The sequence below is a fragment of the Secundilactobacillus mixtipabuli genome (genome assembly GCF_002217925.1).
GTDB classification, from domain to species: domain Bacteria; phylum Bacillota; class Bacilli; order Lactobacillales; family Lactobacillaceae; genus Secundilactobacillus; species Secundilactobacillus mixtipabuli.
Map to the genome: position 1 here is coordinate 135,686 of NZ_BCMF01000003.1, position 20,598 is coordinate 156,283.

The window sequence follows — 20,598 nt, forward strand, 5'->3', positions numbered from 1 at the left end:
ATTATTGATAATAGTGTTCCCCAGAGAAATGATGATTACCTAGTTTATGAGCGGTTCCCTTGCTAGTGTAGAAGTGGTTACCAATCCAGAATTCTGCACCGCCGCCTTCACTTAGCACACGCACTTTTTTATGATGATAAGTTTTAGTTTCAATCTTATATGAACTGCCGTCACCGGCTGATTGGTTCCAACCCATTACGTTAGTCCAAGTGGCTTTACCAATCTGAAAAGTATGACCAACTACCCAAGAATTATGACGTTTTATTTTATCAGGATCCGTGTTGGCATTCCGATAATGTAACGTCGCTGTGGAATGGTACCATTTATGATCGTAATACTGCGCACAGCTCACCTTCTTAGAAGAAAAGTGAACGGTGTCGTATCGACCGTGACCATCATAATGATACCAAGTTCTGTGTAACGATGTTGGAAATGATTTTAGAGTCGTTTTTGCCGATGCCTGTGCTGGTAGAGCGACTAATGATAAGCCCAATATCGCAATAATACTAAGTATAAATTTCATGATTCTTTTCCTGAACATTTAAACATCCCCTCTACCTAAAAAGATTACACTTAACTATCATAGAATTCCATGGCAAGTTAGGTAGATTACCGGTATTAGTTAGTAATGAAAGCAAAACATCCTTTAAAAGCAAACGTATGTTCTTTACAATGGAAGGTAGTAAGATACTTTTGAGAAAGTAGGGGTTGTTATGAACTCTAAAAACTTTATTGCTGGCTATAATCGAGGATTTGAAAACTCACAAAAAACAGAAGATAACCGTAAATCACGTTTAGCAAAATTACGCAAAAAATACAAGAAGCAGGCAACGGGCAAGTCCGTTTCATCACCTAAACAATCACGCCAGTCTGATGGAGATTCAACAACTCACCAACAGGTTAGGACCATTAGGCAGTTGCGCAAGGAAATTAATGAGCTGAGTAAAAAGCGGAAGGCTGATCAACAGAGTCTCAAATCGATTCAACAAGATAATTTTCGACTGAAAGGCCAAGTAAAACGGCTACGTTCGGAACAAGTTGAAACTAATAAACACCTTCAAACTTTGATTGATGAATTGGAACGAGCGAAAGCGGATGTAAGGCAAAACTATATTCCCAAAACAGTTTATACGCAGCAAATTGAAGGAGCGAAAACTAAGGATCAGCAACAACGGACTCAAATTAATAATTTGAAGCAAGGTAATCGTGATCTTCGTAAACGAAATCGGCAGCTATCACACGTTAATGAGGAGACCCGAAAACATTTACATACTAGCCGGGAAGTATTGAAGAACAATCAAGTTGCTACCGATTTACTTCAAGAGCAGAAAAAGAATCAACGGTTGAACTCAGAGTTGACTGATTTTAAAGAAAAAGCCGCTAAAATGGAATCGCAACTCCAATGGTATATGCGTGCCAATGATAATTTAAAGCATAAGTATAGTCGATATAAAATTAAAAAATTGACGAAACACAACAGTGAAGAATTATTGGATTCGGTTAGAGATGATATCTTAGATCAGTATATTAAAGACAATATTACGCTAAGTCAGGCAATTCATGGATTGAATCAGCGAGTTTCAGCCGAGAATGCTAAGCAGACGGAACGCTTACTAGAACCAGTGTTGGACCGGATGAAGGCTTATTTTGATGTCGAAAGTAGCAGATATGTAAATGAATTAACCAAGTTAAATAATTACCGTGAAAAACAAGAGAAGAAGATTGATTTGCAGAAATCACTAGTCAAGCAGCGAAAAGATCGGTTAATCTATTCTACTAACTCGAAAAAGCACAAAGTAAATGCGGAGCAAGCGGCAGCTCGATTAAATATCAGTGTTAATCAAGAATTGGCCAGAAAAGTACTTAAAGGTGCCAAGATAGTTATTATTGACTGGCAGAAGACTTATCCAGTAACCAAAGATTTAACTCGATACGGTGCTGAGGTGATGGCCTTCAATGACGGTAACTATCACTATAACCGGTTGCAGACTGTTTTAAATCGTGAGGATCTTGACCTGATTGTCATTAATCCCAATGGTATGCACCATGAGGTTGGCCTGATTATTAATAATCCCAGTTTTCAGTATCGTAAGCGGGTGTTGAATTTAAATCAATTGAAGGATAGTCATCGAAATGCTTTTGATGAGATTGTCTGGTGGTTGAATGGGATGAGATCGAGGGGAGAAAAGTGAGCATCATTTGTTCACCAAAATAGTTGTGAATCTTTAGCAAGTAATCAACATCTGTCATTGAATTCATAATATAATTGCATTACTAACTATAGAGGAGCTATAAAAATGTCTTTAAAAGAAACATTTGTGGCAGAATTGGAAAATGCTTTGAACGTTGTTGGAGGCAAAGATAGTTCTAAGGATAAGTTGTATATTACGCGCAAGAATGTCAGCGAAAATCTATCTAAGGGTGAAAAAGGGTTCGGATTCATTTCCTTTATCCGTAGCGATCAAGCTACCAGTGGACGTTATTCAGGGCTGTCAGTTAAAGTGAATCCAGGAGAAAATCATTATCGAATTTCTTTAGATATTGGTAATGAGGGATTTGGTGACGATTATCAATTAGCGACTTTGCCAGGAACCCGGCGAAGGTTTTTGAATCTTCAGAAGAATATCATTAGCTATTCGAAAGAAAATGGTGCTGACATAAAGTCGTTTTGTTCACTGGATTACGGCGATGATACACCTAAACGACAATTAAAAGAGCTTGAAAAAGAGTACAAAGGCGACAATATTGATTCACATGCGCAAGATTTATTCGTCGCATTTGTGCCAAATCCTGCTTTAAAAGATGAAGTGCAGGATGAATCTGATAACCAAGAAGATTTTTGGCTGATTTTCAAAGCTGTTGCAGCTATTTATGCTGAATTACGTCAGTGGCCTAACAAGGGTGAAACTAAGGTAGCTGATAAGTTTATCAGTGCACTCTATGGTGATCATGATGAATCCCAAGATATCACGGGAAATATTCAGAAATTATTAGATGATCGTCAATACGTCGTTCTACAAGGTGCACCAGGTACTGGAAAAACGTATTTAATGAATCAACTGAGTCAAAATTATCACTCGATTTTTACACAGTTTCATGCTGAGACATCTTACTCAGATTTTGTGGGTGGGTACCGGCCAGTGACTGATGAGAAGGAGCAATTAAGCTACCAGTATTTTAATGGACCGTTATTGGAGGCAATCAGTGCAGCACAGGAAGATGCTGATCAAAAAGTTCTTTTGATGATTGATGAAATCAATCGGGCTAATCTAAGTAATGTGCTAGGTGAAGCTTTCTACCTATTTGAAAAACAGGATGGTCAACAACGAAGAAAAGTGAAACTAGGTGATCCACAAAAGCCAATTGAGATTGAGGCTTTACCGACTAATCTATATGTTATTGCATCAATGAACACAGCTGATAGATCTCTGGCAGTTGTTGATTTTGCTTTAAGACGACGTTTTGCCTGGTATACGATGTATCCACATTCACTTAAACCATCTGTTAATCAGACTTTTCATTCCAAACAATTTGAAGCTATGGACCGTATTTTCCAAACATACGCCACTAGCGAGGAGCTCATGTTAGAGCCCGGACAAGCTTATTACTTAACTGATTCTGAAAGTGCTGAAGACTTAATGAAGGATCGGTTGGAGTATGAACTCCTGCCACTTATTCGTGAATACCTGGAGAACGGCTTAATGACACAGGCAAAAGATGCTTTGAATCAATTCTTTGTTGACGAGTTAAATCAGACCTTGTTTATTTAAGGAGGTTGTAAAGTGGGAAAAGACAAACATATTTCAATTGTCGAGACTTCAACCTTTACTGATCTGATTTACCATCTACCCAATACGATTCTTAGTGATCGCCGGAACCCTTCAGATTACCAAATGGCTTTTATTGAACTGAATAGAGAGGCCTTCGCATACTTAAACATAGAGGCTTTTCAACTCAGAGAGGAATTGCATTTGATTACTAATGGGTATGTAGGAGCTGTTCCATTACGGATGCCGCAAAAAGGTAGTGGTAAAGCGAGCACTGATCTAATTGTTAAACCCCGATATGGTGCTCAGGAAACTAATTGGTTTGCATGGATGAGCGAACTGTCTGATTTTTCTGGCGTGAACTTAACGCCAGAAACTGATTCAAGATTAAAATTGACTCGTTCTGAAGGTACACCTACGCCGCGTTACTTAATGGCTCAGGAAGTTATTAAAAACATGGTGGCAGTCGTGAAGTCGCGTGATTGGCAAATGTTTAAGAATGAACGAAAACAACTTGAACGGCCAGTGGGTAATGTTGATTGGTCACGGTATGCGCGACAGTCGGCTGACCCACAGAAAAGATTGTTATTTCCAACAAACGTGAATGTGATGACTCAAAATCATACTGAATTTGAGCGAGCTTTAAACGTCCTTTCTGAAGCTGTTCAAATTATCAATAGTCGTCTGACACCAAACCGAATTAAACAAAACTGTCATGAGGATCTGGCTTTCTTGCAGCATCAGATCGCTGTTAGTGGTCATGTGAAACATGAATCAGAACCTTTTCACATTCAGAAGCGTGAAAGCGCGGATGTTCAACAATTAAAAGGCGCTTTAAATGCTTTTATTCAGCAGCAGACGAAAAGAGAATATAGCTGGCGAATTGATTTCTCGATGTTATTTGAGCGTTATGTTCAAAGGTTGCTTGCCAATACAGTAAACCAAGTAGACAACAACATGAGAATTAGTCATACATTAACGCCTCACTATGGTCATCAAGTTTCACAGTTAATGCCGAAATACCTAGAACCAGATATGGTTGCCGAATTTGCAGGTTATAAAATTGTATTGGATGCCAAATATAAATCTTATTTTTATGTACGATATGGTGAAGATTACGAAAGTCAAAAGGAGCGAATCCGACACGATATCCATCAAATCATCGCATACACGAGTTTAATAAATGCTCAAATTGCGATTATCATGGCCCCTGTTGATGGTGATGAAGTTGTTGAGGAAGTTTCTACGTATGACCAAGTAATTATTGGAGTGTTGGGGATACCATTGGATTATAGACATGTTAGGGACTATGAGAATAACATACGATTATTTCTTGAGAAGATTGTGGAACAGAAGATAACAACTAATTAGTGCTCGTTTGCGATGGCAATTCTGTGAGATAATGTTGAAGAATACATTTGTGCTCAGAAGTGGATAAAAGAACTGCTGTTCTATGGAACTCAGATTTAAATATGAGAAAATAAACGTTGTATAAATAATTTAAAATCAAAGGGTTTGAGGAAAATGACAAGAGAGTATCAATCCGAAGCCGAGCTTGAAGACCAACTCATGAAGCGATTGAATGCACTAGGATATCAGACTATCCAGTTACACGATGAAAAAGCAGTTATTTCTCACTTCAGAGATGTTCTTAATCAACGTAATCGAGATCGTTTAAAGGGGAAGGTATTAACTGATACAGAATTTATTCGAGCATTAAATGAATTAACTGGTTCGAAGACAATTTATCAAATGGCTCAGTTATTAAGAGGATCGGATTATCAACCTCACGGGAAAATTGTTATCACCAGGGATGATAACTCAGAATTATATTTGGAATTCTTCGATGGTATCAATTTTGAGAATAATACGTTTGAAATTGCCCATCAAATTACAGTTAACGCAAAATACACTAATCGGTATGATGTGACAATTTTGATCAATGGCCTGCCGGTCGTCCAGATTGAACTAAAACGGCGTGGTGTTGAGTTACCGCAGGCGTTTAATCAAATTATTCGATATCGAAATGAATCTTTCCGTCAACTATTTAGATTTATTCAAATATTTGTCATCTCAAACGGTGAGGATACACGATATTTTGCTAATAATGATGGTAAACTAAATTCAAATTTCATGTTTTATTGGACGGATCAGAAGAATCACTGGTTAAATGAAATCAATGCTTTTGCGGCTTCCTTCTTTAGTCGTCAAAGACTCCATAGTTTAATTGCTCGATACACTATTTTTGATAGTGATGAGCAACGAATGCTAATTATGCGACCGTATCAGGTATATGCGGTAGAAAAAATTATTGATCGCGTGCAAAATCATCCCGGTGAAAACGGGTATATTTGGCATACAACCGGTTCAGGAAAAACCATAACTGCATTTAAGGCTAGTCAGCTTATCGCACGGGATACAGATGCCAAAAAAGTAATCTTCTTGATTGATCGTTCCGATCTAGATACACAAACTGCAGATAACTTTAATGCTTACCTACCTCAAATTAAAACTGAGGGTCGAGCACTAGACCGAATTGATAGTACTGAAATGCTCGTAGAACAGTTACAAAGTAAGAGTAATCCATTAATAGTGACAACAATCCAAAAGCTTAACTATGCTATTAAGAATAATCAGTATAAAAGTCTATTGACTCCCTATCATGATGCTAAGGTGGTATTCATTGAAGATGAAGCTCATCGAAGTCAATTTGGTGAGATGAGAAAGGGTATTAATCGGTGGTTTAAAAACGCTCAGCATATAGGTTTTACCGGGACACCAATTTTTGCGGAGAACGTTGGTCAAGATGGTCGTACTACTGAAACACTTTATGGTGAGTGTTTGCATCAATATTTGATTAAAGATGCCATTAGAGATCGAAATGTCTTAGGCTTTTCCATGCAATATTTGAATACTATTCACGGCAAAGATGTTTTTAAAGATGGCGATGAAATGGTGTCAGGTATTGATAAAAAAGAGGTTATGGAAGCCGATGACAGGTTGAAAATGATCGTACAACATATTTTGTTGAATCACGGTCAGATTACACATAATCGACACTATAACGCTATTTTAGCGGTTTCTAGTACTCGTGTAGCTTTAAAGTACTACAATCTGTTTAAGAAGCTAGATCCAGAACACCAACTGCACGTTACAACCATTTTTACTTGGAAAGCGAACGAAAAAGATAATGAAAAAAAGCAAGATAAAAAAGAAGCACTAACGTCGCGACATGGCCTTGAAAGTGTTATTAAAGATTACAATCAAATGTTTGAAACAAACTTTAGTACAGAAAAATTCAAAGACTACTTCAATGATGTATCAAGAAGAATGAAGCAGTTTAATTATCAGACGCCAGAAAATAATATTGATGTTCTCATTGTTGTTAATATGTTCCTAACCGGTTTTGATTCTCCTAAGCTATCGACGTTATACATTGACAAAAAATTACAATGGCACAATTTAATCCAAGCATTTTCTCGAACTAATCGAATAGAGTTGGATTCTAAACCGTTTGGTAATATTTTGGCTTATCGAAATATGAAACAGGATACTGATGATGCCGTTCGACTATTCTCGGCTGGTTCTTCAAAGTCGCTCTTTGTACCAAGTTATGATGAGTTGCAGAAACAATTTGACGATGCTGTGAAAGACCTCAGACAGATTTCGCCAACCCCACAAAGTGTTGATAGCCTTCATAATTTAGGTAAGGAAGCACTGCAAAAGTTTGTGTTGGCGTTTCGAGAAGTCCTTCGAGTGTATAACAAGATACGTGTTTATGATGAGTTTGATTTTAGTAAAATGATAAACTTTACTCATCAAGATTTGGAATCATATAGAAGCAAATATGCAGATGTTTATCAAGAAATAATTGACGACCCAGAAGACCCTGCTTCTGTACTCGATGATGTTGATTTTGAAATGGAACTCATTGCCGCTGATACAATTGATGTGGGTTATATTGTAAATCTGATTCATGCAATCAATCTGAAAGATGAAGATCAACGTGGACAGGATACTCGAAGAATCAAGAAGATGCTAGTTAATGCAGCTGATCCTGAGTTGAAATTAAAATCAGATCTATTACAAGCGTTCTTGGATGAGATTGTTCCCAAGTTGAAGCCAGAGGACAACGTTGGTAACGCACTTAATCAGTACCTTATTAGGAAACGCGAGGAATCCGTTAAAGAATTCTCTGAGCAGGTTCATCTGCCTGAAGAAGTCATTAGAAAAGAAATGGACGACATTAATTTCTATGGAGAAAACGCGAACACCAAAGCATTGAATGAAGCCTTGAATGCTAATGGTTTGAAGTTCATGGAGAAACGTACAGTTAAGAACCGAGTTAAAATGTTTGTCACTAAAGCATTGAAAAAATTCGTGTTGTCATAGAATAGGAGAATTATCTTAATGTCAGAAACACATATTGAACAAGCACAGCAACAGGCAGACTTACAAAAGCGTCTATGGGCGATTGCAAATGATTTGCGTGGAAATATGGACGCAAGTGAGTATCGGAATTATATGTTGGGACTAATTTTCTATCGTTTCTTATCAGGTAGAGTTGAGGATTATGTTAATAAGCAATTAGCTAATGATGAAATCACTTTTGCCCAAGCATATGCAGATAAGGAGATCGGTCCTGAGCTTACGGATGATGTTACCCAGACACTGGGGTTCTTTATCCAGCCTGATTATCTCTATAGCTCATTAGTTAGTGATATTGAGTCGGGTAATTTTGATATTGAAAAGTTACAAATGGCAGTTAATGAAGTTGAAAATTCAACGATTGGTCGCGAATCAGAAGACGATTTTAGAGGACTATTCGCAGATATGGATCTTACTTCCAATCGACTAGGTTCAACTCCCGCACAGCGTGGCGACCTTATGGCGAAAGTAATGTTGAACTTAGCTGACATACCTTTTGGTGTCAGTGATTTACAAATCGATGTTCTTGGGGATGCATATGAATATTTGATCGGCCAATTCGCTGCTAACGCCGGGAAAAAAGCCGGTGAATTCTATACGCCACAGCAAGTATCTAAAATTTTAGCTAAAGTGGTTACACTGGGCAAGGATAAGTTGAAGACTGTCTATGACCCAACTATGGGGTCTGGCTCCTTACTTTTGCGAGTGGGTAATTCTGCAAAAATTGGTTCTTACTATGGTCAGGAATTGAATGGGACAACTTATAATTTGGCTCGGATGAACTTACTCATGCATGGTGTTAATTACAGTCGTTTTGATGTCTATAACGGTGACACTTTAGAAGACGACCATTTTGATAGCAAAACTTTTGATGCGGTGGTTGCCAATCCGCCATACTCTGCCAATTGGAATCCGGACGGCAAGTTGGAAGATGAACGCTTCCGTAAATACGGTAAAACGGCTCCAAAATCAAAAGCTGATTTTGCCTTTGTTGAGCATATGTTATATCACCTTTCAACTGATGGTACTATGGCGGTTGTGTTACCTCATGGTGTTCTTTTTAGAGGTGCAGGAGAAGGAAAAATCCGTCAGTATATGATTGAAACCGATAATGTCTTAGATGCTGTGATTGGCTTACCAGCCAACTTGTTTTATGGCACATCTATTCCAACTGCCATCCTTGTTTTTAAGAAGAATCGTCAAAATAAGGATATCTTCTTTATCGATGCATCCAGTGAGTTTGAAAAAGGAAAAAATCAGAACAACCTGACCGATGATCAGGTACAAAAAATTGTTGATACGTATGCTAAACGCGAAAATATTGATAAATTTGCACATAAAGCAACTTATGATGAAATTGTTGAAAATGAATTCAACCTTAATATTCCTCGTTATGTAGATACTTTTGAAGAAGAACCACCTGTTGATGTTGATAAATTAGTAGATGATATGAAGAAAACAGACTCTGAAATTGATCAGTTAGAAGCAGAATTTAGTGATATGCTAGGTGATTTAATTGGCCAAAATGCTGACGCTCAACGGCAGCTTACGAAAATTAAGGAGCTGTTTGGTAAATGAGTGATAAAATGACGCCAAATGTGCGATTTAAGGGTTTTGCGGATGCTTGGGAACAGCGTAAGCTTGGAAAACTAATTAAACAATATAGAAGGAAATCTACTAAAAATAATCAATTCCCAGTGTTAACCTCCTCAAGACGCGGTATTTTTCTCCAGAAAGAATACTATGATGGACATCAAGTGGCCTCTAAAGATAATACTGGTTATAATATTGTGCCATTTGGATATTTCACATATCGACATATGTCAGACGATACCACTTTTATGTTTAATATAAATAATATCGTTCCATTTGGGATTGTAAGTACACTTTATCCAGTATTTACTACGAACGAAGAACTAGATTCAGAATTTTTGCACTATGAACTAAATTATGGTGTAGAATTTGCGCGGTATGCAGTTATGCAAAAACAAGGTGGTTCTAGAACTTATATGTATCTAAGTAAACTTGAAAAACTATCCTTGACGATGCCAATAGAAGTAATTGAGCAACAAAAAATTTCAAAACTCTTATGTAGAGTGGATAGCCTTATCGCTCATCATCAGAAAAAGCTTGAAGATTTACAACAGTTGAAAAAGTTATTTCTTCAAAAAATATTTGATCAGGAATGGCGTTTTCAAGGATTTACTGATCCTTGGGAACAGCGTAAGTTAGGAGATATCTCAAGAATCACAAGGGGAGCTTCTCCAAGACCTATACAAGATCCAAAGTGGTTTTCTAATAATTCAGATATTGGATGGTTAAGAATCACTGATGTAACAGAACAAGATGGTAGAATTCGACATCTTTCCCAGCATATTTCAAAACTTGGACAGCAAAAAACGCGAGTATTATTGACACCTCATCTATTACTCAGTATTGCTGCAACAGTTGGTAAGCCGGTAATTAACTATGTAAAGACTGGAGTACATGATGGGTTCTTAATTTTTAACGATTTACAGGCTAATAAAGAATTCATATATCAGTGGCTAGAAATGTTTCGACCGAAATGGAAGCGTTATGGCCAACCAGGTAGCCAGGTTAATTTAAATTCAGAGCTAGTCCGAAATCAATGCGTAATGTTGCCAACGGCGACTGAGCAAGACACTATTGTTAAATTATTAACTGATGTAGACCAGCTTATCGCTCATCATCAGAAAAAGCTTGATCAACTACATCAACTCAAAAAGTGGCTTTTGCAAAATATGTTTGTCTGATTGGAGTTGGTATAGACTTATCCCTTCGCATGTGTTTAGCGAAATAAATTAAGTGAAAATACTAGTCAAACTATTAATATTTCTGTATCAATTAATTAGATAATCTGCAGATTGTCTAATTTTTTGTATGGAGGTGTCATTATGGCACAAGAATTGAAACTGTATGAGTACTTCTTCCAGTGGATTCATCTGTATAAGAAGGATGCAGTACGACCAGTTACGTATCAGAAGTATGAAATGACATATCGCCAACTTGTGGATTTAGCTCCGAATTTATATTTAGCCGATATAACTCGATTAACATATCAACAATTATTAAACGATTATGCAGAAAGCCATGAAAGACAAACTGTAATGGATTTTCACAGGCACGTAAAAAGTGCATTAGTAGATGCTCTTGAGGATAATTTGATTAGTCGTGATCCGACACGAAAAGCGACTATAAAAGGTGTCCAACAGCGTCAGCATAAAATAAAATTTTTGAATCAACATGAAATGCAAAGCCTTTTAAATATACTGAGATTAGATGAGGGAGTTAATTGGGATTATTTTCTTCTGTTGATCGCTAAAACTGGACTACGCTTTGCAGAAGCTTTGGCATTAACGCCCAACGATTTTGACTTTGCTCATCAATATTTGAACGTTGACAAGACATGGGATTATAAGTCAGTTCAAGGTGGTTTTGCTCCAACTAAAAATAAATCATCAGTTAGAAAAGTTCAGTTAGATTGGCAAACAGTGATTCAATTTTCACAATTAACCAAAGGACTGCCTGAAGATAAACCCATTTTTGTCCAAAGAAAGGTATATAACGACACAGTTAATCACTATCTGGAGAGATTATGTAAAAAGGCAGAGATACCTGTAATTTCAGTTCATGGGCTTCGTCATACGCATGCGTCGTTGTTATTGTATGCGGGTGTTAGTATTGCATCAGTAGCCAGAAGACTTGGACATTCAGACATGACGACTACGCAACACACGTATTTGCATATTATTCAAGAGCTAGAAAACCAAGATAATGATAAAATCATGAAGCATTTGGCTAGCCTAATATAAAAGAAAACTTATAAATCATGGATTATATTATATCCATGATTTTTTAATGTCGTTGATGATGAACGATAAGGTCATCATTTTTCTGTAATAGTTGTGCAATCTTATTTTGTTCTTTAATTTGAGGAATGCGTATTCTTATATTCATAAAACTATCATAATTAATATTTAAAAGACCATCCATCCTTGCACCTGAAGAAACCAATTTAGCAAGTTCCTTATCAGGTAATTTAGTTTTAAATAGTAATTCTATAAACTTAGAATTAGCATGATTTTTAACAGTGAAACTATGATAAACCCTGGGGACTAACGCTTCTTCATAACCTTCGAGTTCAAAAACAGTTCCATATTTTGCTAATTTCGAGTTTCCATGATTGTATGATAATTGTCCTTTTTTCAAAAGGGTATAATTCTTTTTTTCTTTTCCTGCAATGCTTTGTGAAAATCTATTTTTTTGATCTAGCCAACCAACACTAGCTGATATTGTTAATGTTGGTAAATTCATTCTTCCATCATTCCCCCGAACTCTTTCTGATACATCCTGCAACTTACGCTGTTCCCAAACAAAAGTATAATTTTTAGTGGAATTTTTAATATTTAATGTATCTTTTTAAGGGCCATGTTTGGGAACAGCGTAAGCTTTCAGAATTGAGTAAAATATTTGATAGTGCAAGAATTTCTAACAGTCTTTGGACAAATAAGGGGGTACCATATCTTCGCTCCAGTGACATCAACACAGAAAGCCGACAAGATGTGTTGAATATTTCTCTCGAACTATTTCAGAAGCTAGATAAACAAACAGGATCACCTAAACAGGGTGACCTTCTGATAGTCAGTGGTGGTACTCCCAAGAGCGTCGGACTAACTTTCTATAAAGACGATAATTCGCCAATATATGTACAGGGCGGTGCGATTCTGTATGCTCAGACATCAAAATCCTCGATAGTAGACGGTAATTTTCTTCATTTCGAGTTTCTCACTAGACGACTCAGAAAATACGTTCATGATGTTATGACTGGCATTTCAATACGCCATTTTACAGTTGATCCAGTTTCAAAGACCTCAATTACTTTTCCTTCAATTACTGAACAACAAAATATTTCAGGGCTTTTTGATTACTTGGATAGTGCTATCGCTCATCATCAACGAGAGTTATTTTCTAGGAAAATAATGGGAATAAAGATATATTAAGAAATAACTTATAGATTTTCCGATAGACTAATCGTTTAGTTTCTGAATTAAATAGTAATCAATATGCTAAAGTATGTAGTAGAACGAAAAGAATAGGTTGGCTAAAAACATGACAAGTATAGATTATCATCAACTTAAGACATCAAAATATGGATTACCAGCTTGGGGTAGCTTAGTAGCACCTGCTATAGAGATAGGTTTACAAAAAGAAGAGTGGCACATTAAAGAATTAGAAGCTAGTGTTGATGATGCGCTGAATCTCCCTGAAAAACTAAGCCGTTTAACTTATGAAAAATACCCTGATACCAGGATTATTATTGATCGAATAGGTTGGGCTCTTTCGGAGGGTGCCACTGCGGGGATATTCGTCAGGCCTAAAAGGGGTGTATATAAAGTTACTGAATTGGGAAAGACGCTTTTTGAACAGTACGGTTACAAATTAGATAGCAAAATTGTCCATACTCAACCGCAATACATTGCCCATAAGAAAGAGGTCCAAGAGAGGAAAAAAGCAAGCGATACGGATAATTCAGAGCTTGACTCAGGAGAATTTTATGGCGTTAATGGAACGGCTCTTGTTGTTAAAGATATCGCAAAACAAATTGATAATTATAATGTCCAAGTAGCTGACGACTTACTTAACCGAATTCGTGAGGCGGAGCCTAAGTTCTTTGAACACCTGGTGGTCGACTTACTAGTAAAAATGGGATACCAAGGTGTTAATGGTAATGCGATAGTAACGCCACAGAGTCATGATGGCGGAATTGATGGTGTTATTAACCAAGATCCGCTCGGAACGAGTACGGTATACTTACAAGCTAAGAGATACCAAGCAAATAACATTGTCCAGCGACCAAGCATCGAACAATTTTATGGCGCACTCAACCGTCTTCATGCCGATCGTGGGGTGTTTATCACCACCTCTAGTTTTTCACAGCAAGCAATCCAGACGGCGAAGAGCTTTTCAATCGTATTGATCGATGGCTTAAAGCTGACAAATCTAATGTTGCAATATCGCGTAGGTGTTGAAACCAAACATCATTTTGACTTATTTACTGTCGACGAGGATTACTTTGATGCTGACGAATTACAATGATTCAGTAAAATAGAATGTCAGTTACGATTCTAGAGCAGTTAACTAATATGTATTCAAATAAGTTAGGCACTGTATCATCATTAAGTGATGATACAGTGCCTATTTTTTGTCCCTATTTCAACAATCATCTACATCTCCTGCACCAACCCATCAAAGAAATGCTGCAGCGATGTTTTACCGCCTGAACTGCGCTTACCCTGTAAATATAACGACTCATTGCGCACATTTTTGTAGCCATAGAGGGTATTAGCGTATTCAATCATGATTTCATCACCCATATCATCCAAACTGATATTCGCTAAATTCGTCAAACCGGTTTTAATCGCACGCCGGATTCGCTGAAAGAGGATCTTCTTTTCGTGATCATCGATGTGATAAATGCTATTAAAATCAATATCACGAAAGTTTACTTTTTGATCCAGCATGATCTGATTGATGGCGATAATATCGGAAGAACCAGCTTCTGAGGTAATACCGAGATACCGCAGGATGGCTAAAACCTGTTCCTTCTTGGACTGCTGCTGATCAACGGGGCGTTCTTCGGTAGCGGGGCCGGCACCCACTAATGACTGAATGTGTTTGAGTTTACCAGCCATTTGAATACTTTGAATAACTTTTTCCGTTACTGTTTTCACTTCAACGAGATTGATCGGCTTATCGATAAAAAATTCGATGCCGGCTTCATACGCCTGCGCTCTTAAGTCGCTGTCCCGTACTTGAGAAATCATGATGAATTTTAGCGCTGGTTTCAGCTGTTTCAGGGTTTTGATCAGCTCAATACCTGATATTTCCGGCATGAGTAAATCCACTAACACGATGTTAACATCGGTCAGCATGATATCTTTGATGGCGGATTTGGCGTTATTGGCTGATCCAACAACCGTGTTATCCATGTTTTGTTCAATGATTTGACGTAAAATCATTGGAATCGATGGATCATCGTCAACAATATAGAAATTCATCATTTATTCCTCCCTTTGGGTCAAGCGCTGCTTATTCAAGATGACTTGAAAGGTGGTGCCTTCGTTAGGAATAGATTGAACACTGATCTTACCGCCAAACTGTTCCTCCACAATAATTCTAACATGTGACAGTCCGATACCACGGTAAACGTCACCCGTATTCTCATCAAACTTCGTGGTAAAACCGGGCTGGAAGATTCTGGATTGTGTCTCTGCATCCATCCCGATGCCATTATCATGAATACTGATGATGATATTCTTTGAATCATCGGCGACTGTTAGTCTAATGAGGCCATTGCTGCGGTCTTTAAGTGCATCGACACTGTTAAACAGCAGGTTTGAGATGATTGAAACCAAGTAGTAATGACTGGGAACAACCAAATCGACTTGGTTATGAACCTCAATCAGAATATCTTGATGCTTATTTTTAATCGTTTCACGGACATACCCAATCACGACTTTCAAAATATCAGCAAGTTGCATATTGGCGTCGTTACTGTCACTGAAGTAATCGCCTAAGCCGCTGATGACGTTTTGATAGTCTTTTTTTATTTCGTGAACGTCTCGGGCGATACTTAATGCCATGTCCTTATCTTTCCTATCAGCGTTAGAATCTGCCTGCAGATTTTGATTGAGAAGGTAGGCGTTCTTCATGACGTTTTCGATTTCCGAAATGTTTTTGCGCATAAAGTAAACTTCACTTTTAACTGAGGCAGCTATCCAGATAAAGTTGTAATATCGTTGTTCATGGCTTTCCTGGCGCATAAGTAAGGTGAAGTAATGATAAAGAAAGGCGAGTAGACAAGCAATCACGCTACGGATCAAAGCGGCTAAGAATAATAGCTGAAAGAGTCGGTAGCTATACCCCTGAAAATTAGTGAGCAAGCCCACTTCTAAGATATTGGAGACATAGTCACAGATAACAATCGTTAAAAAGAACGAACTGTTTGTTCGCTGACCTCTTCGCCAGTAGAGCAGATAATAAACGGCGCCGTAGCAAAGGTAAAAGCCGATTTCGGCCAAAATCAGTTTGATCACTTGCGGTCCAGATTCACCGTGAGTGATCAATAACTGCACACCTCGAAAAATCGGCGATGCAAACGAGATCACCAGCATTAATTTAATGGGATTGATGTCGCCGTTATAGTAAAGAAAAATCGGCATGATCAGCGCCGAAAAAGCCAGGATAAAGCCTGGTATGTAAGTTTGAAAGTTCACTTGCGAAGCTAAAGAAATACAAATGGCAGCAACTAAAATCCGTTGCCATCTGCCGTGCGTAATGAAACGGGCCTGATTATACAAAAGAAGACCTCCATGAAATTTTTTAACAATCTTTTGAAGCTTTTTGAAGCTTTATGAAACCGTTTTCTATACTTGTCATTGTAAATAACAAAGGAGGAAATAACAAATGTTTAATTTACGTAACCGGAGTTTCTTAACTTTACTTGACTTTACACCCAGAGAAATGGGCTATTTACTGCAATTATCAGAGGACTTGAAAAAGGCGAAGTATGCCGGAACTGAACAGCAGAAATTAGCCGGTAAAAACATTGCGTTGATTTTTGAAAAGAGTTCAACTCGGACTCGCTGTGCCTTTGAAGTTGCTGCACACGATCAAGGTGCTCACGTAACTTATCTTGGGCCAAGCGGTTCTCACATGGGGAAGAAAGAAACGGCTAAAGACACGGCTCGTGTATTAGGTGGCATGTTTGACGGCATTGAATACCGCGGGTTCTCACAACGGACGGTTGAAACCTTAGCTCAGTATTCAGGTGTACCAGTCTGGAACGGTTTGACGGATGAAGATCACCCAACTCAAGTACTGGCTGACTTTTTAACGGCCAAAGAAGTATTGAATAAGCCATACAACCAGATGCACTTTACTTACGTCGGTGATGGCCGCAACAATGTTGCCAATGCCTTAATGATCGGTGCAGCCATCATGGGCATGACCTTCCACTTAGTTTGCCCAAAGGAACTGGACCCTACTGAGGAATTAGTTGCTAAAGTGAATGCCATTGCTGCCAAAACCGGTGCAACACTCCTGATTACAGATGACGTTGATGAAGGGGTTAAAGGCTCTGACGTCCTTTACACCGATGTCTGGGTATCCATGGGTGAAGCTGACGAAATCTGGGCACAACGGATTAAATTATTGAAGCCATACCAGATTACTTCGGAAATGATGGCTAAAACGGGTAACCCTAACACTATTTTTGAACATTGCCTACCATCTTTCCATAACGCAGAAACCAAGACGGGTCAGGAAATTGCTGAGAAGTTTGGTATCAATGAAATGGAAGTTACCGATGAAGTCTTTGAAAGTGATGCCTCAGTTGTTTTCCGTGAAGCAGAAAACCGGATGCACACGATCAAAGCGGTCATGGTCGCTACATTAGGCGAATAGGAGATGTCACTTATGGCGAAAATAGTCGTTGCGTTAGGCGGCAATGCGTTAGGTAAATCACCCGAAGAACAGCTGAAACTGGTTAAACATACGGCCACTTCTTTGGTTGGCTTGGTATCGGCTGGACATAAAGTGGTGATTAGCCACGGTAATGGTCCGCAAGTTGGTGCCATTAATCTCGGCATGAATTACGCTGCAGAGCATGGTCAAACAGCTGCTTTTCCCTTCCCAGAATGCGGTGCGATGAGTCAGGGCTACATTGGATATCATTTACAGCAAAGCCTGCAAAACGAACTTCATAAGCAATGGTTACAGAAAAACGTTGTTTCTGTCATCACTCAAGTTGAAGTTAACCCGACTGACACGGCTTTTCAAAATCCTTCCAAGCCCGTTGGTGCCTTTTACAGTAAAGAAGCTGCCCAACAGATCGAACACGACAAGGGATACGTTTTCAAAGAAGACGCAGGCCGTGGCTATCGGCAGGTAGTGCCATCACCGCAGCCAAAATCGATTATTGAATTAAATAGCATTAACGATTTAATTGAAGCTGGCAACTTAGTTATCGCCGGTGGCGGTGGTGGCGTGCCCGTTATTAAAACGGATGATGGTTTGAAGGGCGTCCCCGCTGTGATTGACAAGGACCGCACCAGCGCACTGTTAGCAGATAATATTGGTGCCGATCAGCTCATCATTTTAACTGCGGTGGATGAGGTTTACGTCAATTACGGCAAATCGAATCAAAAGGCCGTGCGTGATCTGACGGTTGCAGAAGCTAAGAAGTATATTGATGAAGGTCAGTTTGCACCAGGAAGCATGCTTCCCAAAATTGAAGCCTGCTTAGACTTCGTTTCAGCCAATGAGCACCGAAAAGCACTCATTACCTCACTGGATCATCTTGACGATGCTTTAGCGGGTAAGGTAGGGACAGTACTCAGCAAACAAGGTGCATTAGTAAAAGAATAGGAAGTTAATTCTGAAACGTGGTCGAACGAATCGAGATTGATGATCGGTTCTTTACGACCACGTTTTTAGTGAAAATGAGATATAGGAGTGAGTATGATGACAGTAGCAAAAAGACATTTTAAATTACGAATGCCTGGTGCGTTCACAATTTTATTTGTGCTGACGATTGTGGCCGTAATTGCAACTTGGGTAATACCAGCAGGCAGCTATTCGAAGCTGACTTATAACAAGCCCACCGCTCAGTTACAGATCAAAAAGCCAAACGGTTCTGTTGATAAGGTCCCTGCGACTCAAAATGAGCTGGATAAACTTGGTGTCAAAATCAATGTTAAACAGTTTACTTCAGGGGGCATCACGCAACCCATTTCGATTCCGAATACGTATCAGAAATTAAAGCAGCGGCCGGCAAAAATCGCCGCGATTCCAACCAGCATGGTCAACGGGGTCGTTGAAGCAATTGATATTATGGTCTTTATTTTCGTGCTTGGGGGATTAATCGGCGTGGTGAAGGCCAGCGGTGCCTTTGAATCTGGCTTAATGGCACTAACTAAGAAAACGAAGGGCCATGAATTTCTTTTGATTTTCCTAGTGGCGATTCTGATGGTTCTAGGGGGAACGCTGTGCGGTATTGAAGAAGAGGCAGTTGCCTTTTATCCGGTATTAGTTCCCGTCTTCATTGCTATGGGTTACGACTCAATAGTCTGTGTGGGGGCGATTTTCCTCGCGAGTTCCATTGGGACCTGTTTCTCAACCATTAACCCGTTCTCAGTTGTGATAGCCTCGAATGCCGCGGGGATTGATTTTACCCAAGGGTTAGATTGGCGTATTGGTGGCGTCATTGTAGCTGCCGCCTTTGTGATTGCTTATTTGCACTGGTACAGCAAAAAGGTCAAGAAAGACCCAACGGCTTCGTATTCATATGAGGATCGTGATTCCTTTGATGCTATGTGGTCGGTGGCTTCAGATGATGGCTCGAGTAAAGTATTCACAGCCCGTAAAAAAATCATTTTGATCTTATTTGCGATTTCGTTTCCAATCATGGTCTGGGGTGTGATGGACAAAGGCTGGGCCTTTCCTAATATGGCCGCTTCCTTCTTAACGTTTGCTATCATTATTATGATCATGACGGCCACCGGGAAGTTCGGTATTGGTGAAAAAGCCGTCGTCGATGCCTTCGTTAAAGGTTCATCTGGTTTAGTGGGTGTTTCGTTGATCATCGGTTTAGCTCGCGGGATCAATCTGGTTTTGAATAACGGGATGATCTCGGATACGATGCTGCAATTCTCATCCAACTTAGTCTCACATATGGATGGACCGGTCTTCATCATTGTGATGCTGTTTATTTTCTTCGTTCTGGGCTTCATCGTGCCCTCTTCATCAGGGTTGGCAGTTCTTTCAATGCCAATTCTGGCGCCATTAGCAGATACCGTTCACATTCCACGGTTTGTGGTTGTCACTGCTTATCAATTTGGTCAATATGCAATGCTATTCCTAGCCCCAACTGGTTTAGTCATGGCCACCTTGCAGATGCTTGATATGAAGTATTCACATTGGCTCCGCTTTGTTTGGCCAGTGGTTGTGTTTGTCCTCGTCTTCGGTGGCGGCATCCTAGTGGCTCAGGTCTTGATTTACTAGAAGTTTAAAAGGAGTCTCAAAGTGCTGAAATGACGGTTGCTTTGAGACTCTTTTATTGACTCGGCGGATGAAAACCAGCCCCTTGCTCAAAGAACCGCATAGACTTGGCTGCTGGCATACAATCCAGCAAAACTAACGATACTCACAATTCGATTATTCACAATTGAATTTATTAGTATACATGTATATTAAAGGGATACCATTCCCAATAGTTTTATACGATAAACGTCCTAAACATTATTATATTGGGCATTAACCAAATTTAATTTAAAATTTAACGGAAATATTATTATTTAATTTTATACATGTTTGGTCGTAT

General features: G+C 38.9%; 16 protein-coding genes. 12 read left to right on the plus strand and 4 right to left on the minus strand.

Annotated elements, in window-relative coordinates:
• Position 1: 1 nt before the first annotated feature.
• Positions 2 to 523: a hypothetical protein gene (locus tag IWT5_RS03370; protein ID WP_089108537.1), complete on the minus strand. Its 522-nt coding sequence runs from the start codon at positions 521 to 523 to the stop codon at positions 2 to 4.
• Positions 524 to 713: 190 nt separating this feature from the next.
• On the opposite strand from IWT5_RS03370, the gene IWT5_RS03375 reads away from it, so the two are divergent.
• The 7 genes from IWT5_RS03375 (at position 714) to IWT5_RS03405 (ending at position 12,028) form a co-directional block, all read left to right on the plus strand.
• Positions 714 to 2,192: a coiled-coil domain-containing protein gene (locus IWT5_RS03375; protein WP_089108538.1), complete on the plus strand. Its 1,479-nt coding sequence runs from the start codon at positions 714 to 716 to the stop codon at positions 2,190 to 2,192.
• 105 nt (positions 2,193 to 2,297) lie between these two features.
• Positions 2,298 to 3,770, plus strand: a complete 1,473-nt coding sequence (locus IWT5_RS03380; protein ID WP_089108539.1) for an McrB family protein — start codon at positions 2,298 to 2,300, stop codon at positions 3,768 to 3,770.
• Positions 3,771 to 3,782: 12 nt separating this feature from the next.
• A complete protein-coding gene (locus tag IWT5_RS03385; RefSeq protein WP_089108540.1) occupies positions 3,783 to 5,138 on the plus strand; it encodes a 5-methylcytosine restriction system specificity protein McrC in 1,356 nt (451 codons plus the stop codon).
• A gap of 153 nt (positions 5,139 to 5,291) precedes the next feature.
• Positions 5,292 to 8,159: a type I restriction endonuclease subunit R gene (locus IWT5_RS03390; protein WP_089108541.1), complete on the plus strand. Its 2,868-nt coding sequence runs from the start codon at positions 5,292 to 5,294 to the stop codon at positions 8,157 to 8,159.
• Positions 8,160 to 8,177: 18 nt separating this feature from the next.
• Positions 8,178 to 9,773 (plus strand): type I restriction-modification system subunit M, encoded by a 1,596-nt coding sequence (locus IWT5_RS03395; RefSeq protein ID WP_089108542.1) that lies wholly within the window; start codon positions 8,178 to 8,180, stop codon positions 9,771 to 9,773.
• Positions 9,770 to 10,969, plus strand: a complete 1,200-nt coding sequence (locus tag IWT5_RS03400) for a restriction endonuclease subunit S (protein ID WP_089108543.1) — start codon at positions 9,770 to 9,772, stop codon at positions 10,967 to 10,969. The genes IWT5_RS03395 and IWT5_RS03400 overlap by 4 nt, the downstream gene beginning before the upstream one ends.
• Before the next feature lie 141 nt (positions 10,970 to 11,110).
• Entirely contained in the window at positions 11,111 to 12,028 is a 918-nt protein-coding gene (locus tag IWT5_RS03405) for a site-specific integrase (protein WP_089108544.1), read from the plus strand.
• Between the two features lie 43 nt (positions 12,029 to 12,071).
• On the opposite strand, the gene IWT5_RS03410 is transcribed toward IWT5_RS03405, so the two are convergent.
• Positions 12,072 to 12,620 (minus strand): restriction endonuclease subunit S, encoded by a 549-nt coding sequence (locus tag IWT5_RS03410; RefSeq protein WP_089108545.1) that lies wholly within the window; start codon positions 12,618 to 12,620, stop codon positions 12,072 to 12,074.
• A gap of 5 nt (positions 12,621 to 12,625) precedes the next feature.
• Between IWT5_RS03410 and IWT5_RS03415 the strand changes: the two genes are divergently transcribed.
• The gene (locus IWT5_RS03415; RefSeq protein ID WP_089108546.1) at positions 12,626 to 13,216 is read left to right on the plus strand and encodes a restriction endonuclease subunit S; all 591 of its coding nucleotides are present in this window, start codon (positions 12,626 to 12,628) and stop codon (positions 13,214 to 13,216) included.
• Positions 13,217 to 13,325: 109 nt separating this feature from the next.
• Positions 13,326 to 14,312: a restriction endonuclease gene (locus IWT5_RS03420; protein ID WP_089108547.1), complete on the plus strand. Its 987-nt coding sequence runs from the start codon at positions 13,326 to 13,328 to the stop codon at positions 14,310 to 14,312.
• Between the two features lie 128 nt (positions 14,313 to 14,440).
• Here the strand turns inward: IWT5_RS03420 and IWT5_RS03425 are convergent, their stop codons facing one another.
• Positions 14,441 to 15,274 carry a DNA-binding domain-containing protein gene (locus tag IWT5_RS03425; protein WP_089108643.1) on the minus strand — a complete coding sequence of 278 codons (834 nt, stop codon included), beginning with the start codon at positions 15,272 to 15,274 and terminating at the stop codon, positions 14,441 to 14,443.
• A 3-nt stretch (positions 15,275 to 15,277) separates the two neighbouring features.
• Positions 15,278 to 16,576 (minus strand): sensor histidine kinase, encoded by a 1,299-nt coding sequence (locus IWT5_RS03430; protein ID WP_089108548.1) that lies wholly within the window; start codon positions 16,574 to 16,576, stop codon positions 15,278 to 15,280.
• A gap of 106 nt (positions 16,577 to 16,682) precedes the next feature.
• On the opposite strand from IWT5_RS03430, the gene argF reads away from it, so the two are divergent.
• The 3 genes from argF to IWT5_RS03445 all read left to right on the plus strand — a co-directional run bounded on the left by argF (position 16,683) and on the right by IWT5_RS03445 (position 20,279).
• Positions 16,683 to 17,681, plus strand: coding sequence for an ornithine carbamoyltransferase (gene argF, locus IWT5_RS03435; protein WP_089108549.1), 999 nt, complete (start codon positions 16,683 to 16,685; stop codon positions 17,679 to 17,681).
• Between the two features lie 12 nt (positions 17,682 to 17,693).
• On the plus strand, positions 17,694 to 18,644 hold the full coding sequence (gene arcC / locus IWT5_RS03440; protein WP_089108550.1) for a carbamate kinase: 951 nt from the start codon (positions 17,694 to 17,696) through the stop codon (positions 18,642 to 18,644).
• Between the two features lie 93 nt (positions 18,645 to 18,737).
• Positions 18,738 to 20,279, plus strand: a complete 1,542-nt coding sequence (locus IWT5_RS03445; RefSeq protein ID WP_089108551.1) for a YfcC family protein — start codon at positions 18,738 to 18,740, stop codon at positions 20,277 to 20,279.
• The last annotated feature ends 319 nt before the right edge of the window (positions 20,280 to 20,598 follow it).